The sequence below is a fragment of the Euzebya rosea genome (assembly GCF_003073135.1).
Classification (GTDB): domain Bacteria; phylum Actinomycetota; class Nitriliruptoria; order Euzebyales; family Euzebyaceae; genus Euzebya; species Euzebya rosea.
Genome location: NZ_PGDQ01000003.1, coordinates 147,844 through 164,343, shown reverse-complemented (window position 1 = coordinate 164,343; position 16,500 = coordinate 147,844). Strand labels below are relative to the sequence as shown.

The following is a 16,500-nucleotide window of genomic DNA, read 5'->3' as shown; positions in this document are numbered from 1 at the left end:
GTCGCCGGAGATGGACCGGATTCGTCAGGAGGCGCAGAAGCTGTCACCCTCCGGCCAACACGCGGCTACCCAGAGGATATTTCCCTCCAGCGCCAGTCCCCGCTTGAATGACGTGGACGAGCCGCCGAACAGCACAACCCAGTGGAGAGATCGATGCGACGACTTCTGGCGGCCCTGGCCGCGACGACCCTGCTCCTGACCGCATGCAGCGGCACCGACGACACCACCGACGCGGCGTCGGACGCGCCCGTGGAGGACACCGCCGACGGCAGCACCGACGACGGCGCCGAGGCACCCGAGGACGGCGAACCGTTCGTCTTCGGCATGATCCTCGTCGGCCCGCGCGACGACCGCGGCTGGTCCCAGGCCCACTTCGAGGGCGGCGAGTACATCGAGGCGAACCTTCCCGGCGCCGAGATGATCGTCGTGGACTCCGTCAACCCGGCCGACAAGCCCGAGATCTCAGTCGAGTCGGTCGTGACCGACATGATCGACCAGGGTGCCCAGATGGTCTTCGCGACGTCCGACGACATGCGTGACGGCATCCTGGCCGCTGCTGCCGCCCACCCCGACGTCCCGATGATCTGGACCTCCGGTGACTCCGCGTGGGAGGACGGCGAGGCCTTCGAGCCCGACCTGTCCAACCTCGGCAACATCATGGGTCGCATGGAGCTGACCAAGGCACTCGCCGGCTGCGCCGCGGCCATGACCACCGAGACCGGTCACCTCGCCTACCTCGGCCCGATCGTGAACGCCGAGACGATCCGTCTGGTCAACGCCACGTACCTGGGCGCCCAGCACTGCTGGACCGAGACCCGCGGCGAGGCCGCGGAGGACCTGACCTTCGAGGTCACCTACATCGGGTTCTGGTTCAACATCCCCGGCGTCACGCTGGACCCCACGCAGGTCGTCAACGACTTCTACGCCGGTGGCGCCGACGTGGTCCTGTCCGGGATCGACACCACCGAGGCCATCGTCCGCACCGGCCAGCTCGCCGAGGCCGGCGACGCCGTGCACGCCGTGCCCTACGACTTCCTGGGTGCCTGCGACGAGGCCCCCGACGTGTGCCTGGGCGTTCCCTACTTCAACTGGGGTCCGTCCTACCTGGAGACCGCCCAGTCCGTCGTCGACGGCAGCTTCGCCGCTGACTTCCGCTGGCTCGGCCCCGACGCCGACGACATCAACGACCCCGACGCCAGCACCGTCGGCTTCGTGAAGGGCCCCGGCCTGGGCGAGGACGCGGCGGCGGCGGTCGACGAGCTGACCGCCGGCCTGCTCGACGGCTCCGTGGAGCTGTTCGCCGGCCCGCTGGTCCTGCAGGACGGCACCACCTACGTCGCGGAGGGCGAAACCGCCACCGACGAGCAGGTCTGGTACTTCCCCGGCCTGCTCGAGGGCATCGACGGCACCGCCGAGACCCAGGAGTAGCGACCCCACGTGCTGGAGGTCATCGACGTCCACAAACGCTACGGCGCGGTGAAGGCCAACGACGGTGTGGCCTTCACCGTGCAGCCGGGCGCGTTGCACGGGCTTGTCGGCGAGAACGGCGCCGGCAAGTCCACGATCGTCGGCATCGTGTCCGGTGCCCGCCGGGCCGACGCCGGCCGGATCCGCCTCGACGGGGTCGACCTGGACATGGCCGGTCCCCGCGACGGGCTGGCAGCCGGCATCGGCCTGCTGCACCAGGATCCGATGGTCCTCGGTCCCATGACGGTGCTGGAGAACTTCCTGCTGGGAAGCCACGGGCACCTCTCGCGGGTGGAGGGACGTCGGCGGCTGACGGCGACCTGCGACCGGCTCGGCTTCGAGCTGCCGCCGGACGCCGTGGCCCGGACGTTGACCGTGGGCGAACGCCAGCAGCTGGAGATGGCGCGGCTGCTGGACGCCGGCGCCCGTGTGCTGATCCTCGACGAGCCGACGACGGCGATCTCCGCGGACCAGCGGGAGCTGCTGTTCGCCGCGCTGCGGCGGCTGGCCGACGACGAGGGGCTCAGCGTCGTCTACGTCACCCACAAGCTGGAGGAGCTGGCCGAGCTGTGCCACCGCGTCACCGTGATGCGTGCCGGCCGGGTGGTCGGCGAACGTGACCTGCCCGTCTCCGACGCCGAGCTGGTCGAGCTGATGTTCGGCACCAGCCCCGAGCTCGGCGAACGCGAGGCCGCCGCCGTCGGTGCCCCGCTGCTGCGCCTGTCCGGTGTCGGCGCCGTCGACGGGTCCACCGTCGTGGCCGACGCCGACCTCGTCGTGCACGCCGGGGAGGTCGTGGGCCTCGCCGGCATGGAGGGATCGGGGCAGCGCAGCCTGCTGCGGCTGGCAGCCGGGGTCCTGTCCGCCGACGCCGGCACGATCGAGCTGGCCGACGCCGGGCGCGAGGGTGATCACCTCGTGGACGTCACCGGAACGTCCCCCCGCCGGCGGCGGGCGATGGGCCTGGAGTTCCTGCCCGCCGACCGCCTGGCCGAGGGGCTGGTCCCCGGGCTGACCGTGGCCGAGCACGCCGACCTCGCCGGCGCCGTCCCCGTCAGGTCGGGATGGCGTCGGTTCTGGCGCGACGACGCCGCGGCCGTTGCCGTCGCCGAACGGGCCATCGAGACCTACCGCATCAAGGCCACACCGACGTCGACCCCGGAGCAGCTGTCGGGCGGCAACCAGCAACGGCTGCTGCTGTCGCTGGTCGGCGACGACGTCGACGTGCTGCTGATGGAGCACCCCACCCGCGGCCTCGACGTCGCCAGCGCCGAGTGGGTCTGGGACCTGCTGACCGCACGGGCCGACGCCGGCGCGGGCATCGTCTTCTCCTCCTCCGATCTCGACGAGCTGCGCCGCCGTGCCGACCGCATCCTGGTCTGCTTCGCCGGCCGGATCATCGCCAGCCTCGACGCGGCCGACGCCGACCCCGACACCCTCGGACACCTCATCGGCGGTCGAACGTGAACGCGTCGAGGGTCCTCACCACCTGGATCGCGCCCGTCGCCGTCGCGCTGCTGGCGCTGGTCGGCCTGATGGTGCTTGCCGACGCACCGCCGGGCGAGGCCCTGTCGCTGCTGGTCAGCGGCTCCCTCGGGTCGACGACCAAGCTGGCCGACACCTTCGTCGTCTGGGTCCCCCTCGCGCTGGCCGCCGCGTCCCTGTCGGTGACGTTCACCGCAGGACTGTGGAACATCGGCGTGGAGGGCCAGATCATCGCCGGTGGCATCGGGGCCGCGTGGGCGTCACGGATCGTCCCGGGACCGGCCGTCGTCGTCCTGACCGCCGCCGTCCTGGCCGGCGTCGCCGCCGGCATGGCCTGGGGGCTGCTGACCGGCGTGCTGAAGGTCCGCGGCCGCGTCAACGAGATCTTCGCGGGCGTCGGGCTGAACTTCGCCGCGACGGGACTGGCGATCTACCTGATCATCGGCCCCTGGTCACGAAGCGGTGTGGCGTCGACGTCCGGCACCGACCTGTTCCGGGAGGAGGCGTGGTTCCCCACGCTGGCGGGCCTGCGGCTGGCCCCCGTCGCCCTCGGACTGGCCCTGCTCGGCGTGGTCGGGGTGTGGCTGCTGCTGCGCGGCACCCGCTTCGGGCTGCGCCTGCGCGCCGTCGGCGCCAACCCCGCGGCAGCCGAACGGCTGGGCGTCGCCGTGCAGCGGACCACCCTCGCCGCCTTCGCCATCGGTGGCGGGCTGGCCGGGCTGGCCGGTGCCCTGCAGGTCGGCGCGGTCCACCACAAGCTCGTCCCGGCGATCTCCGGCGGCTACGGCTTCGTCGGCATCCTGCTGGTCCTGCTGACCACCTACCGGGTCGTGCCGGCCGCAGCGCTGGCCGTCTTCTTCGCCGCCGTCGGCGTGGGTGCCAGCCAGCTCGAGCTGCGCCTGGACCTCGACTCGGCGCTGGCCGGCGTGTTCACGGCCACCCTCGTCCTGCTCGTCCTGATCGCCCGTGGAGTCGGCGGGCTGCGCCGGCGACCCTCGGTCGTCGACCCCCTCAGGAAGGTGACCGAGTAGTGGAGGCCACCCTCGCCGCCATCGTCGCGGCCGCCGCGCCGCTGGTCTTCGCCAGCGTCGGAGAGACCCTGACCGAACGTGCCGGCGTGGTCAACCTGTCGCTGGACGGGTCGATCCTGCTGGCCGCCCTCACCGGCTTCGCCGCCGCGTCCACCAGCGGCAGCGTCGTGGTCGGATTCCTGGCCGCCGCCGCTGTCGGTGCGGTCGTGGCCGGCATCGTCGCCGTCAGCTCGATCCGCCTCGGCCTCAACCAGATCGCCGTCGGCTTCGTCCTCACCCTGCTGTGCGCCGAGCTGTCGTCGTTCCTCGGCGGCCCGTTCGTCCGCGTGCCCGGCGAGTCGGTCCCGGCGTGGCCGATCCCGGTGCTGTCCGACATCCCCTTCCTGGGAGAGGTCCTGTTCGACCACAACGCCTCGGTGTACGCCTCGATGCTTGTGGCCGGCCTCGCGTGGTTCTGGCTGTACCGGACCCGCTTCGGGCTGGAGCTGCAGGCCGTCGGGGAACACCCCGCGGCCGCGTGGGTGCGCGGCATCCCCGTCAACCGCCTGCGCATGGCCTACACCCTGGCGGGCGGCGCGCTCGTCGGGGTCGCGGGCGCGGCGTTCTCGCTGGACGTCAAGCTCGGCTGGTCGGAGGGGTCGACCACGAACTTCGGCTGGATCGCCCTCGCCATCGTCATCTTCGGCGGCTGGGACCCCGTGCGGGCGGCGCTGGGCTGCTACCTGTTCGGCGCCCTCCAGGTCCTGGCGCTGCAGCTGCAGCCGGTGTTCCCCGGCGTCTCGCAGATCCTGCCGATCATCCCGTTCCCGCTGATGATCCTCACCCTCGTGGTGGTCAACCACTCGACGTTCCGGACGCTGACCGACCGCCGTCCGGGCCTGCGCTGGATCCTGCGCAACGACCCCCCGGCCGCCCTCGGCACCGCCTTCCAGCCCGAGTAGCCCGCCCCCGGCTCCAGCCCGACCGACCCCGGGCCGCCGGCCCCCATCCGGCCCCCATCCCCGGGCCGAGGCGATTCCGTCGGGGGCAACGGGCCGTGACGGGGGCGGCGTGCGGACGGACACGAGAGGCTGGGCGCATGGAGATCGCCCAGGAGACCCGTGTCGACCGAAACGCGCTGCTGGACTTCGTCCGGCCGCGTCGCAACCTCGTCCTCGTGACCAGCCGGGCCGACGGCCGACCCCAGGCCTCGCCGGTCACCGGGGCCGTCGGAAGCGACGAACGGCTGCTGATCAGCAGCTACCCGACCCGGGCGAAGGTCGCGAACCTGCGGCGCACGCCCGGCTGTGCGGTGATGGTGCAGTCCGAGGACTTCAACGGCCCGTGGGTCCAGCTCTACGGCACCGCGGCGGTGCTGGACGGCGAGGACGGCGTCGAGGCGCTGGTCGACTACTACCGCGCGGCGGCGGGTGACCACCCCGACTGGGACGAGTACCGGCAGGCGATGCGTGACCGCCGGAAGGTGGCCATCGCCGTCACCATCGACGACTGGGGGCCGATCGCCACCGGTGGCCTGCCGCCCGAGTTCGCCCCCGACGGGGAGGCGTGAACGACATGCTGACGCGAACCCTCCACCTGCAGACCGGCGCCGATCCGGTCACCGATGTGACCGCGGAGGTCCGTGCCTTCGCATCGAACGTGGGACGCAGCGGCCTGCTGCACGCCTTCCTGCCCCATGCCACCTGCGGCCTGGCGCTGCTGGAGACCGGGGCGGGGTCCGAACCCGACCTCGTCACGGCGCTGGACGGGCTGCTCCCCCGCGACGACCGCTGGCAGCACAGCCACGGCTCGCCCGGACACGGCGCCGACCACGTGCTGCCGGCGTTCGTGTCGCCCTCGCTGGTCCTCCCGGTCGACGACGGTGACATCGCCCTGGGCACCTGGCAGTCCGTCGTGATCGTCGACACCAACGTCGACAACCCTCGGCGCACGCTGCGCCTGTCGTTCCTCGTGGGGGCCTGACCCCGACGGTCCGCAACTCCAGCGGCGCGACCCGACAAGCGGACACGACGACGCCCCCGGCCGAAGCCGGGGGCGTGTCGTACAGCAGGCGGATGGACCGCCCGTTCAGGTCTGTGGGTTACTCGGTGGGCTCGACGGCCGGGTCGGCCGCGGCGTCACCGTCGGTGTCGATCTCGGCCTCGACGTCGGCCTCGACGTCGTCCAGCTCGTCAGCGGCGTCGTCGATGGCCTGGTCGGCCTCGTCGAGCTGCTGGTCGGCACCCTGCTCGATGTCCTGGACGTCCTGCTCGACACCGTCACCGGTGTCGTCGCAAGCGACCAGGCCGAATGCGAGAAGGCCGGACAGGAAGACGGTCAGAAGACGGGAGCGCATGATGGTTCTCCTTGGGGTTCGGGAACACACCGTCGACTGGAACGGCGTGCGGCTTCCACTGTTGCCACGTCACTAGTCCCCAAACGGGGCTGTGGTTGGCCGTTGGATCAGGTGCCCGGACGGCCAACTACTGCGGTAGTCAGTGGGCCTCTCGGTGTGCTCCGGTGGCCCCCACGCGCTCCTCGAGGAAGGCCTCGAAGCGCTTCAGGTCCCCACGAACACGGCGTTCTGCGGCGTTGGTCCAGTCCGCGACCTTCTCGGCGAAGGACTCCGGGGACCAGGCCATGGTGACCTCGACCTCGGTGGTCGTCGGGTCGACTGCCTCGAAGGTGACCTTCCCGGCGTGTTCGACCTCGCCCTGGGCGCGCCAGGAGATGATCCGGTCGGGGATCTGCTCGTCGATGACGGCGTCGAACTCGCGCTCGACCAGCCCGATCTCGGTGGTCCAGCGCAGGTGGGTGTCGTCGATCTGCACGACCTTCTCCACACCCTCCATGAACCGGGGGAACTCCTCGAACTGGGTCCACTGGTCGTAGACGGTGCGCAGCGGCTTGTCGACGGTGACGGACTCGGTGAATGTGGTGCTTGGTTCCATGCCCGAAGCGGTACCCACGGCCCCGGGGGGAGGCAAACACGGGTCCGTCACCTCGGTGCGGTTGCTCGCGGGCGGTCGACCGACGTTCCGGTACGGCCGACCTAGGATGGCGCGATGTCCACGGCTGACGACAACCCACTGTTCTCCCCCAGCACGCTGCCCTACGGCCTGCCCCCGCTGGACCGGATCACCCCGGACCACATCGTGGAGGCGATCGAGGCCGGACTGGTCGCGCAGCGCGAGGAGTGGGACGCCATCGCCACCGACCCCGCGCCGGCCAGCGTGGACAACACCGTCGTCGCACTCGAACGATCGGGACAGCTCCTCAACCGCGCCCTGACCATCCACTGGACGCAGTCGAGCTCGTGCATCGACGACGTGGTGACTGATCGCGACGAGTGGCTGGCACCGACGCTGGCTGCCCACACCGACGCGCTCTACCTGGACCAGCGGATCTTCGAACGCATCGACGCGGTGCACGACCAGCGGGACACCCTGGCCGAGGACCCCGAGACGCGTCGACTGGTCGAACGCATCCACACCGACTTCGTCCGGGCCGGTGCGGCGCTGGACGGCGCGGACCGCGACCGGCTGTCGGCGCTCAACCGCCAGCTGTCGGAGGCCGGCGCCCGCTTCAAGCGGCTGCTGGTCGACGGCACAAGGGCCAACGCCGTCCATGTCACCGACGTCGCCGAGCTGGACGGCCTGTCCGAGGACGCCCTCGCCTCGGCCGCCGCGTCCGCGGAGGAGCAGGGCCTGGAAGGGTGGCTCATCCCGCTGGTCCTGCCGTCCGGCCAGCCGTCGATGTCCTCCCTGACCGACCGGCGGACGCGACGTCGGCTGCACGAGGCGTCGGTGACCCGTTGCCTCGGCGGACCACACGACACCCGCCCGGTCGTCGCGCAGATCGTGGGCCTTCGGGCCGAACGCGCCGCCCTGCTCGGGGCACCCCACCATGCCGCCCATGTCATCGCCGACCAGACCGCCGGCGACGCCGACACCGCCATCGACACCCTCCGTGGGCTGGTCGGCCCCGCCACGGCCAACGCCCGCGTCGAGGCTGCGGAGCTCGAGGCGCTGCTGCTCGCCGACGGTGAGGAGGGGCCCCTGCAGGCCTGGGACTGGGCGTACCTCGCCGAGCGGGTCCGGGCCGACCGCTACGGCGTGGAGGAGGAGGCGCTGCGCCCCTACTTCGCCTTCGACGCGGTCCTGCGGGACGGCGTGTTCGCCGCGGCGACCGACCTGTACGGCATCACCTTCGTCGCACGCGAGGACCTGCCCACCTACCACCCCGACGTGCAGGCGTTCGAGGTGGTCGACCACGACGGCGAGGGCCTCGGGCTGTGCCTGATCGACCCGTGGTCACGGCCGTCCAAGCGCGGCGGCGCATGGATGACGACCCTCGCCGACCAGTCGGCACTGCTGGGCGGGCAGCCGGTCGTCACGGTGACCCACAACATCCCCCGTCCCGCCGGCGACGGGCCGGCCCTGATGACCGTCGACGCCGTCCGCACGTTGTTCCACGAGTTCGGCCATGCGCTGCACGGGCTGTTCTCCGACGTGACCTACCCACGGTTCTCGGGCACATCGGTCCCGAGGGACTTCGTGGAGTTCCCCTCGCAGGTCAACGAGATGTGGGGCTTCGACCCGGCGATGCTGGCCCGCTACGCCCGTCACCACGAGACCGGCGAGCCGATCGACCCGGCGGTCGTGGCCCGGCTGGAGGCGGTCGGCACCTACGGCGAGGGCTTCGCCACGTGCGAGTACCTCGCGGCGGCGCTGCTGGACCTGGCGTGGCACACGATCCCGCCCGGCCGTGCGGTGTCGCCCGAGGACGTCGAGGCGTTCGAGCTGGATGCGCTGGCCGAGCTGGGGCTGGACCTGCCGTGGATTCCGCCCCGCTACCGCACGACGTACTTCGCCCACATCTTCGCGGGCGGCTACAGCGCCGGGTACTACTCCTACATCTGGTCGGAGGTGCTGGACGCCGAGCTGGTCCAGTGGTTCGGCGAGAACGGTGGCCTGCGGCGCGAGAACGGCCAGGTGTTCCGCGACCGGCTGCTGGCACGTGGTGGGGCGGAGGACCCGATGGCCGCGTTCGAGGCGGTCCGCGGACGCCCGCCGACCCTCACCCCCTTGCTGGAGCGTCGGGGCCTGACCGGGACGGCATGACCCTCGAGGGCGTTCTGGGCACGGCCTACCGCGGCGCCTTCGGCACGATGACCCACAGGACGAGGTAGGCGATCTCGCCGGCGCCGAAGAGCCCGAAGAGCACGAAGAGCAGGCGGACCGTGCCGACGGACATGCCGAACCGGTTGGCGAGCGCGGCGCAGACCCCGGCGATCATCTTCCCCCGACGGGGGCGCTGCAGGGCGACGGAGTGGGTGGTCATGGTCGAACCTCGTGGTGTGGTGGACGCCGTCGTGTGATGGGCGTCGTGTGGTGGGCGTCGTGTGGCGGGCGCCGTCGCAGGAGGACTACCCGGGCACGTGCGACCGACACACGCGCACTGGACGGGGAGCTGGTCGTGGTCGGTGACGTGGGCCACGTCGCCGGCGCCCCGGGTGACCCGCCGCTGGCCGTCGTCCAGCCCGACGGTGCCGTCGAGCACGATGAACGTCTCGGAGATCCGGCGGTGGGAGTGGGGCGACGCGCGTGCGGAGACCCCCTCCCGAGCCAGCTGTCCCGGCGGGGCTTCGGCAGGGGGACGGATGGGCTGTGTCCGTCCGGCCGGGGTGTCGTGGTCCGCAGGGCGCTACTGATGGGCGCATCATCCGCGCATGGCGCCGGCACCGCCCGTCGCCCTTGCTGACCGACACCCCCGCCATGTCAGCCCCGCCATGTCAGCCCCGCAGTCCCCGCCATCTCGAGAAGGAGCGCCCGTGCGCACCCGTCCCCGTCAGCTGCTCGCCCTCGTGGCCGTCCTGGCCATCGCCACCACCGCCTGCTCCAGCGACGACGCCGACACGACGCCGACGTCGGCACCCGTCACCGAGGCGACGGCCACCACCCCGGCCGACCCGCTGGAGACGGCCGCGCCGGCCCCGAGCGAACCCGCCATCACCCCGTCAGAGGCGGCGCCGGCCGAGCCCATCCCGACCGAGCAGAACCCCACGGCCACCGAGGCAACGCCCGACGAAGCCGCAGCCACCGGTACGCAGGCCCTGATCACCTTCGGGTCGGAGGGGCCGCTGGAGGCCACCGCCTGTGAGCAGTCCGGCGGTGCCGTCCTGGTGACCAGCACCGCCGGTGACCAGGTGCTGGTCCAGGGGGGTGTCGACGACGCCTCGATGACCTACCTGTTCGAGGGCGCCGAGATCGTCGCGGAGACCACCACGATCGAGGCCCCGGCCGACGACGTCACCCGCTACGTGGGGATCTTCGACGCCAACGAGACCCTCGGGACGGAGTCCATCACCGCCGAGTTCAACGTGGGCCTTCCCCTCTGCTGATCCCATCCGGCTGGAGCCGTCCGTACCCGGTCGCCGTGCCAACCCTCACTGGGGGGCCGTGACCCTGTCGGGCAGGACGGCTCGGTCGATCGGCACGATCCGCGTGCCGGACATGTCCAGGGCGGTGACCTCGCCGTCGCCGTCGCGTTCGACGGTCACCACCTCGCCGACGGAGGCGTAGCCGGGCCCCTCGACCATGACCCAGCGGTCGGGGTCCTCGGTGTCCGGCTCCAGCCGGACCGTCGCGGCCATGGGGTTGGGCACCGTCGGGGACAGCAGGACCACCTGCTCCCCCAGCACGGCCACGTCGCGGACCCCCCACAGCCAGGCATACCGGCCCTCGGGCGCCGCCGCGCGGACGTCGGCGTCCAGCGTTCCGTCAGCGGGCGCCGCGGCGGCGTCGATGATGCGGATGACGCCCTCGACCAGCTCGGGGGCGGGGCCGTCGATGGCGTTGGTCAGCACCGACACGACCAGCCCTGCGTCGGGCAGGGCGACCGTGCTGGTGATGTGGCCGGCCCAGCCGCCGTTGTGGCCGACCCCGTCGCGTCCAGCGATGCGCGAGGTGATGAATCCCAGGCCGTAGCCGCCGTCGGGCACCCCGTCGACCTGCTGCACCGGCCGCTGGAGGCGCCGCTTGGACGCATCCGTCAGCAGGCGCTCGTCGCCCGGCAGGTGCGCGGCCATGTAGGTGCACAGGTCCGCAGCGGTCGACCAAACGCCGGTCGCCGACGCCATCGCGTTGGTCGGGACCTGGTCGACGGGGACCCGCCGGTCGGCCCACCCGAGCCCCGTGTGGGCCGTGGCCCACGGACCGTCGAGGTCGGGGGTCCAGTCCGGCCCGGTGTCGGCCAGCCCGAGGGGATCGAGGATGCGTTCCTGCACCTCCTCCGCCCAGCTGCGGCCGGTGACGGCCTCGATGACCTGGCCGAGCAGGGAGTAGCCGATGTTGGAGTACTTGAAGCGCACGTCGGGGTCGGTGACGACCCCCTCGGCGAGCACCCGCTCCGCCAGCGTGTCGGCGTCCAGGAAGGGCGCCTCCTGCTGCCAGTGCGCGCTGCTCGCGGAGTCGCGCGGGATGCCACCCGCGTGGGCGAGCAGCTGGAACAAGGTCAGGTCGGCGACCGGTGAGTCGCTGTCGCCCAGCCAGTCGAGGTGCGCGCCGACCGTGTCGTCGAGGCGCAGGTGCCCCTCCTCCACCATCTGCGCCAGCACCGTCGCGGTCATGGTCTTGGAGTGGGAGGCGACCCGGAACCGGTGCGCCGGTGTCAGCGCCTCCCCCGTGCCCTCGTCGGCGAGGCCGTGCGCGGTCGACAGGACCAGCGCGCCGTCGAACCAGACGGCGGCCTGCACCCCCGGCACGCGTGTGGCCCGCTGACGGAAGGCCAACCATCGGTCCGCGTACCGGATCGCGTCGTCGACTGCTGCACGGGTGATCGGATGGGAGCCCATGGCTGGCGATGCTAGACCGCCAGCCGGGACACGGCGGCCCGCTCAGGAGTACGGAGCGGACCGCCGCGTCCAGCGGTCCGAGGCGGCGGACGGCTTCCCCTCCGCACGCGCACCTCGGGCTGGCGGCGCCTCGACCGGGCCTGGCAGGGACCGGTCGAATCACACGACTGTAGTTCTGCCGTCGATGGTACCGAACCCGGTCGGCGACGACCAACGGACCGGTAGGGTCGAGCCGTGGCCCAGACCTTTCCCTACGCCTTCGACATGCGCCTCGCCCCCATCTGGTGGCCCCTCGGTGCGCGCCAGGGCCGCGACGGCGTGACGCTGACCGACGACGGCATGTTCGAGGCCACCTACGGCCGGTTCGCCGTGCGGACCCCGGTCGGCAACATCGCGTCGGCGGAGTCCACCGGCCCCTACAACCCGCTGAAGGCCGTCGGGCTGCGCCTGTCGATGTCCGACAGCGGGCTGACGATGGGCACGACCGGGGCGAGCGGGGTGTGCGTGACGTTCCACGAGAAGGTGCCGAGGGTCATCGGACTGCGCGCCCACCGGGGCCTGACCGTCACCGTGGCCGACCCCGACGGCCTGGTCGAGGCGCTGGGCTTCGGCGCCGACCGCTGAGCGCCAGGGGGGTCGGCCCCACGCCGACGGCCCGCCCCACCGGAGTGGAACGGGCCGTCGAGGTTGTCCGAGGCGGCTGAAGGCTTCCCCTCCCCCAGCGCACCTCGGAGGCTTGAGACTAGCCGGCGATCACCCGAGGGCCTCATCCGGCTGTGGGCACCAGCGTACTACACATCTGTAGTTACACGACAGTCGAACCGTCAGCCGGGCTGGCGGACCGTCTCGTCGGCGAAGAGGAACGACAGCAACACGAACCGCTCGCCTGCGGTGACGTCGGCGACCTCGTGCAGCAGCGAACCGCTGAACACGAGGGCGGCTCCTCGCGGCGGCCGGTACAGGTGCGGACCGTACTCGGGGAAGCGCAGCTCGCCGCCTTCGTAGTCCTGCGACAGGTTCAGGGTCAGCGCGAACCGGCGATGTGCGGTCGTGGGGCTGAGGTTGTCACGGTGCAGGCTGAAGAACCCGCGGTCCTCGGCGGTGTAGCGACCGATCTTGAACCCCTCGAACCGCTTGGGTCGGTAGTTGAAGCAGCGGGTGACCTCCACGAACAGCCGCCGACCGATCGTGGTGGCGAGCGCCTGCATGCGGTCGGGGTCGCGCACGATGTGGTCGGCGCGCCGCTTGAGCTTGGCTTCCAGCCGTTCCCCGCGGGTGCTGCCCTCGTTGGTCTCCACACCCGTCTCGGTGTGGTCGGTGTGCCACAGCGCGACGAGGTCGTCGCACTCCGCGGGTGACAGCACGTCGGGGACGATGAGCACGGGTGCCTGCATCGTCACGACCCGCGGCGGGCCCGTTGCGGCGTCCAGGGCATCCAGCCGCTGCCGGACCGCAGAGGCCACGCCGGCTGCCACCGCTCCCGTGTCGGTGACCTCCCAGGTCTCCAGCACCCGCAGGGACGGGGCGAGCAGGAACGCCACGGTGTGCCCGTCGGTCCGGTAGGCGGCGGCGGCGCGGCCGTTGCGGTCCACCAGCACGTCGGGGTCCCCCGGTTCGTCGAGGGCGTCGGCGACGGACTGCGGGCCGATCACATGGACGGTCAGGCGCTCGTGGTCCTCGGCGAGGGCCGCCGTCAGGTCGCGGACCGCGGACAACCCGTCGTCTCGGGTGTGGACCAGCAGGGCCGGTCGGCCGCCCGCGTGGGCGTAGTAATGGGTCGGTGTGCCCGCTGGAGTGGGCAGCACCATGTCGGGCGCTCGCTCACCTCGCTGGAGCCCGGGCCGGGTCTCGCGGGCGTGGTGGGATCCGTCGACCATCCTCGGCACCCTAGCGCGGAAGGGCCACCGGGCTCGGACGATGCAGGAATCCAGTGCTTGCATATACCCCCAGGGGGTATATGATCGACGTGCGAGCGGCGACCCCGGACTCCGACGGACAGGTGATGTGATGACGGTCTCCCAGAACCAGCGCGCGGCCTCGACACCGCAGGAGGAGGACGCGAGCCCCAGCCACGCTGGCGCGACCCACTCCGCCGAGCACGGTTCCGCGCACCGCGACGCGGATCATCCTCGGAACCATCACGACGGTGGCCACGGCGACGGCCATCACGGCGGGGACCACGGCAACGGGCACGGCGATCATGCGGCGATGTTCAGGGACCGGCTCTGGCTCGTGCTCCTGCTGGCCATACCGGTGGTGATCTGGTCCCACCACGTCCAGGACCTGTTCGGCTACACCGCCCCGACCGTTCCCGGTCGGGAGCTCATCGGTCCCGTCCTCGGCTCGGTCATCTTCTTCTACGGCGGCTGGCCGTTCCTGACCGGTGGCCTGTCGGAGGCGCGATCCCGCCAGCCCGGGATGATGCTGCTGATCGCCATGGCGATCACCGTCGCCTACGTCGCCTCCATGACGTCGTCGCTCGGCCTGTTCGACCAGGAGGTCTGGTGGGAGCTTGCGCTGCTCATCGCCATCATGCTGCTCGGGCACTGGCTGGAGATGCGCGCCATCGGACAGGCCCGTGGGGCGCTCCAGGCGCTTGCCGAGCTGCTGCCCGACGACGCTGAACGAGTGACGGGCGACGGGACCGAAACCGTGCCGCTGGGCGAGCTGGTCGCTGGCGACGTGGTGCTCGTCCGGCCGGGAGCCCGGGTGCCTGCTGACGGGACGATCGTCCGGGGCTCGGGCGACGTGGACGAGTCGATGTTGACCGGAGAGTCCAACCCCGTCGCACGGGAGGAGGGTGACCGCGTCGTGGCCGGGACCGTCGCGGTCGACGCCAGCCTTCGCGTGGAGGTCACCGCCACGGGCGAGGACACGGCGCTCGCCGGCATCCAGCGGATGGTCGCCGACGCCCAGTCGTCGCGATCCCGGGCGCAGGCCCTTGCCGATCGTGCCGCCGCCCTGCTGTTCTACGTCGCGCTCGCCGCCGGCATCGTCACTGCCATCGCGTGGACGATCGCCGGGAGGCCCGAGTTCGCGATCGACCGTACCGTGACCGTGCTGATCATCGCCTGCCCGCACGCGCTCGGCCTGGCCATCCCGCTCGTGACCGCGATCTCCACCTCGCGCTCCGCCCGCGCAGGCATCCTCGTGAAGGACCGCCTGGCGCTGGAGCGGATGCGGCTGGTCGACGCCGTCCTGTTCGACAAGACCGGCACTCTGACCCGCGGCGCGCACGTCGTGACCGACGTCGCCGTGGCGGACGGCACCGACGAGCACGAGATGCTGCGCATGGCGGCAGCCGTCGAGGCCGACAGCGAGCACCCGCTTGCTCGTGCCATCCACGCACGGGCGGTCGAAGCCGTGGGAGAGATCCCGACGGCCGACGGCTTCCGCACCATGGCCGGCCGTGGGGTCACCGCCACGGTGGACGGCCACGAGGTCGCCATCGGCGGACCCTCCCTGCTGCGCGAACGCGACGCCGAGGTGCCCGCCGCCCTCGCCGAGCGCACCCGGCCATGGGCCGACCGCGGGGCTGCCGTGCTGCACGTCATCGTCGACGGCACGGTCGCCGGCGCGTTCGCGCTCGAGGACGAGGTTCGCGAGGTCTCCCGGCAGGCAGTCCAGCAGCTGCACGACGCTGGTGTGACGGTCGCGATGATCACGGGCGACGCCCAGCAGGTCGCCGACGCGGTGGCCGCAGCGCTCGGCATCGACGAGGTCTTCGCGGAGGTCCTCCCCGAGGACAAGGACGCCAAGGTCGCCGAGCTGCAGTCCCGTGGGCTGACCGTCGCGATGGTCGGCGACGGGGTCAACGACGCACCTGCCCTCGCCCGTGCCGACGTGGGCATCGCCATCGGCGCGGGAACCGACGTCGCGATCCAGTCCGCCGGCATCGTCCTGGCCTCCGACGACCCCAACGGGGTCGTCGCCATCAGGCGGCTGTCGGCCGCGACCTATCGCAAGATGGTCCAGAACCTGTGGTGGGCGGCCGGCTACAACCTGGTGGCCATTCCCCTCGCCGCAGGTGTCCTGGCCCCGATCGGCTTCGTCCTTCCGATGGCGATCGGGGCAGTTCTCATGAGCGCCTCGACCATCATCGTTGCCGCCAACGCACAGCTGCTGCGCCGCGCGTCGCTCGCCGAGTAGGCCGAGGTGCATGCGTGCCCACGACCGCCGGCGGAGCCGTCACTCGATGAGCCCGGCGTCGCGCTGCACGGACCGGACATACGCAACGATGTCGGTCACCTGCTCGTTGGTCACGCCGGGAAGCGGCGGCATCGGTCCGAAGTCCCAGTGGTGCGGCCTGACCCCGTTCCGGACCGCGAGCAGAAACGCCCCGTCGGCATGATGCGACGGGACGTAGACCTCGTGGACGAACGGTGGACCCTGGTCGGTCCCGGTCGCATCGATCCCATGGCACTGCGCGCAGTTCGCGGCGTACAGCTCCTCGCCTGCCGCGACGTCACCCGACCCGCCGACATCGCTGGAGTTCGTGTCGCCGCTCGATGCGCAGGCCCCCAGGACCAGCACGAGCAGCGCTGCCACACCGACCCGCATCCATGGGTACCGGGCCGGCACGGCGTCGGGTCGCTGCTGGTCGAGCGTGTACTCATCCGACATGTTCGTTCCTCCGTACCTTCCGAACCCGACCCGGGGCGTGGTGCCCCGAGGCTTGCCTGG

The 16,500-nt window shown here is 71.9% G+C and carries 16 protein-coding genes; 10 read left to right on the top strand and 6 right to left on the bottom strand.

Features of this window, described 5'->3' with window-relative positions; translation table 11 throughout:
* The first annotated feature begins 153 nt into the window (after positions 1-153).
* From CUC05_RS03740 to CUC05_RS03715, 6 genes are all read left to right on the top strand, one after another.
* Positions 154-1,428 carry a BMP family lipoprotein gene (locus CUC05_RS03740; protein ID WP_108664733.1) on the top strand — a complete coding sequence of 425 codons (1,275 nt, stop codon included), beginning with the start codon at positions 154-156 and terminating at the stop codon, positions 1,426-1,428.
* Between the two features lie 9 nt (positions 1,429-1,437).
* Positions 1,438-2,934 (top strand): ABC transporter ATP-binding protein, encoded by a 1,497-nt coding sequence (locus tag CUC05_RS03735; RefSeq protein ID WP_108664732.1) that lies wholly within the window; start codon positions 1,438-1,440, stop codon positions 2,932-2,934.
* Positions 2,931-3,983: an ABC transporter permease gene (locus CUC05_RS03730; RefSeq protein WP_108664731.1), complete on the top strand. Its 1,053-nt coding sequence runs from the start codon at positions 2,931-2,933 to the stop codon at positions 3,981-3,983. The genes CUC05_RS03735 and CUC05_RS03730 overlap by 4 nt, the downstream gene beginning before the upstream one ends.
* Positions 3,983-4,924: an ABC transporter permease gene (locus CUC05_RS03725; RefSeq protein WP_108664730.1), complete on the top strand. Its 942-nt coding sequence runs from the start codon at positions 3,983-3,985 to the stop codon at positions 4,922-4,924. Before CUC05_RS03730 ends, CUC05_RS03725 begins: the two co-directional genes overlap by 1 nt.
* 137 nt (positions 4,925-5,061) lie before the next feature.
* On the top strand, positions 5,062-5,532 hold the full coding sequence (locus CUC05_RS03720) for a PPOX class F420-dependent oxidoreductase (RefSeq protein ID WP_108664729.1): 471 nt from the start codon (positions 5,062-5,064) through the stop codon (positions 5,530-5,532).
* Between the two features lie 5 nt (positions 5,533-5,537).
* Complete coding sequence (locus CUC05_RS03715) at positions 5,538-5,945, top strand: YjbQ family protein (RefSeq protein ID WP_108664988.1); 408 nt, start codon at positions 5,538-5,540, stop codon at positions 5,943-5,945.
* A 118-nt stretch (positions 5,946-6,063) separates the two neighbouring features.
* Here CUC05_RS03715 and CUC05_RS03710 read toward each other — a convergent pair whose 3' ends face one another.
* Positions 6,064-6,318, bottom strand: a complete 255-nt coding sequence (locus tag CUC05_RS03710; protein ID WP_108664728.1) for a hypothetical protein — start codon at positions 6,316-6,318, stop codon at positions 6,064-6,066.
* Between the two features lie 139 nt (positions 6,319-6,457).
* Positions 6,458-6,913, bottom strand: coding sequence for an SRPBCC family protein (locus tag CUC05_RS03705; protein WP_108664727.1), 456 nt, complete (start codon positions 6,911-6,913; stop codon positions 6,458-6,460).
* A 114-nt stretch (positions 6,914-7,027) separates the two neighbouring features.
* Between CUC05_RS03705 and CUC05_RS03700 the strand changes: the two genes are divergently transcribed.
* Complete coding sequence (locus tag CUC05_RS03700; protein WP_108664726.1) at positions 7,028-9,085, top strand: M3 family metallopeptidase; 2,058 nt, start codon at positions 7,028-7,030, stop codon at positions 9,083-9,085.
* A gap of 25 nt (positions 9,086-9,110) precedes the next feature.
* On the opposite strand, the gene CUC05_RS03695 is transcribed toward CUC05_RS03700, so the two are convergent.
* The gene (locus CUC05_RS03695; RefSeq protein WP_108664987.1) at positions 9,111-9,305 is read right to left on the bottom strand and encodes a PspC domain-containing protein; all 195 of its coding nucleotides are present in this window, start codon (positions 9,303-9,305) and stop codon (positions 9,111-9,113) included.
* A 490-nt stretch (positions 9,306-9,795) separates the two neighbouring features.
* On the opposite strand from CUC05_RS03695, the gene CUC05_RS03690 reads away from it, so the two are divergent.
* Complete coding sequence (locus CUC05_RS03690; RefSeq protein ID WP_108664725.1) at positions 9,796-10,365, top strand: hypothetical protein; 570 nt, start codon at positions 9,796-9,798, stop codon at positions 10,363-10,365.
* 45 nt (positions 10,366-10,410) lie between these two features.
* Here the strand turns inward: CUC05_RS03690 and CUC05_RS03685 are convergent, their stop codons facing one another.
* A complete protein-coding gene (locus CUC05_RS03685; protein ID WP_108664724.1) occupies positions 10,411-11,817 on the bottom strand; it encodes a serine hydrolase domain-containing protein in 1,407 nt (468 codons plus the stop codon).
* A 234-nt stretch (positions 11,818-12,051) separates the two neighbouring features.
* Between CUC05_RS03685 and CUC05_RS03680 the strand changes: the two genes are divergently transcribed.
* Entirely contained in the window at positions 12,052-12,441 is a 390-nt protein-coding gene (locus CUC05_RS03680; RefSeq protein WP_205712112.1) for a hypothetical protein, read from the top strand.
* Between the two features lie 200 nt (positions 12,442-12,641).
* Here CUC05_RS03680 and CUC05_RS03675 read toward each other — a convergent pair whose 3' ends face one another.
* Positions 12,642-13,694: a 2OG-Fe(II) oxygenase gene (locus CUC05_RS03675; RefSeq protein ID WP_108664723.1), complete on the bottom strand. Its 1,053-nt coding sequence runs from the start codon at positions 13,692-13,694 to the stop codon at positions 12,642-12,644.
* Between the two features lie 130 nt (positions 13,695-13,824).
* On the opposite strand from CUC05_RS03675, the gene CUC05_RS03670 reads away from it, so the two are divergent.
* Positions 13,825-15,966, top strand: coding sequence for a heavy metal translocating P-type ATPase (locus CUC05_RS03670; protein ID WP_108664722.1), 2,142 nt, complete (start codon positions 13,825-13,827; stop codon positions 15,964-15,966).
* Positions 15,967-16,005: 39 nt separating this feature from the next.
* Here CUC05_RS03670 and CUC05_RS03665 read toward each other — a convergent pair whose 3' ends face one another.
* On the bottom strand, positions 16,006-16,440 hold the full coding sequence (locus tag CUC05_RS03665) for a c-type cytochrome (protein WP_205712111.1): 435 nt from the start codon (positions 16,438-16,440) through the stop codon (positions 16,006-16,008).
* Positions 16,441-16,500 lie beyond the last annotated feature (60 nt).

Coding starts and splice junctions, on each gene's coding strand:
- CUC05_RS03675 (WP_108664723.1), bottom strand. CDS start 13,694: ATGGTCGACGGATCCCACCACGCCCGCGAGACCCGGCCCGGGCTCCAG.
- CUC05_RS03670 (WP_108664722.1), top strand. CDS start 13,825: ATGACGGTCTCCCAGAACCAGCGCGCGGCCTCGACACCGCAGGAGGAG.
- CUC05_RS03705 (WP_108664727.1), bottom strand. CDS start 6,913: ATGGAACCAAGCACCACATTCACCGAGTCCGTCACCGTCGACAAGCCG.
- CUC05_RS03665 (WP_205712111.1), bottom strand. CDS start 16,440: ATGTCGGATGAGTACACGCTCGACCAGCAGCGACCCGACGCCGTGCCG.
- CUC05_RS03740 (WP_108664733.1), top strand. CDS start 154: ATGCGACGACTTCTGGCGGCCCTGGCCGCGACGACCCTGCTCCTGACC.
- CUC05_RS03695 (WP_108664987.1), bottom strand. CDS start 9,305: ATGACCACCCACTCCGTCGCCCTGCAGCGCCCCCGTCGGGGGAAGATG.
- CUC05_RS03710 (WP_108664728.1), bottom strand. CDS start 6,318: ATGCGCTCCCGTCTTCTGACCGTCTTCCTGTCCGGCCTTCTCGCATTC.
- CUC05_RS03700 (WP_108664726.1), top strand. CDS start 7,028: ATGTCCACGGCTGACGACAACCCACTGTTCTCCCCCAGCACGCTGCCC.
- CUC05_RS03720 (WP_108664729.1), top strand. CDS start 5,062: ATGGAGATCGCCCAGGAGACCCGTGTCGACCGAAACGCGCTGCTGGAC.
- CUC05_RS03685 (WP_108664724.1), bottom strand. CDS start 11,817: ATGGGCTCCCATCCGATCACCCGTGCAGCAGTCGACGACGCGATCCGG.
- CUC05_RS03715 (WP_108664988.1), top strand. CDS start 5,538: ATGCTGACGCGAACCCTCCACCTGCAGACCGGCGCCGATCCGGTCACC.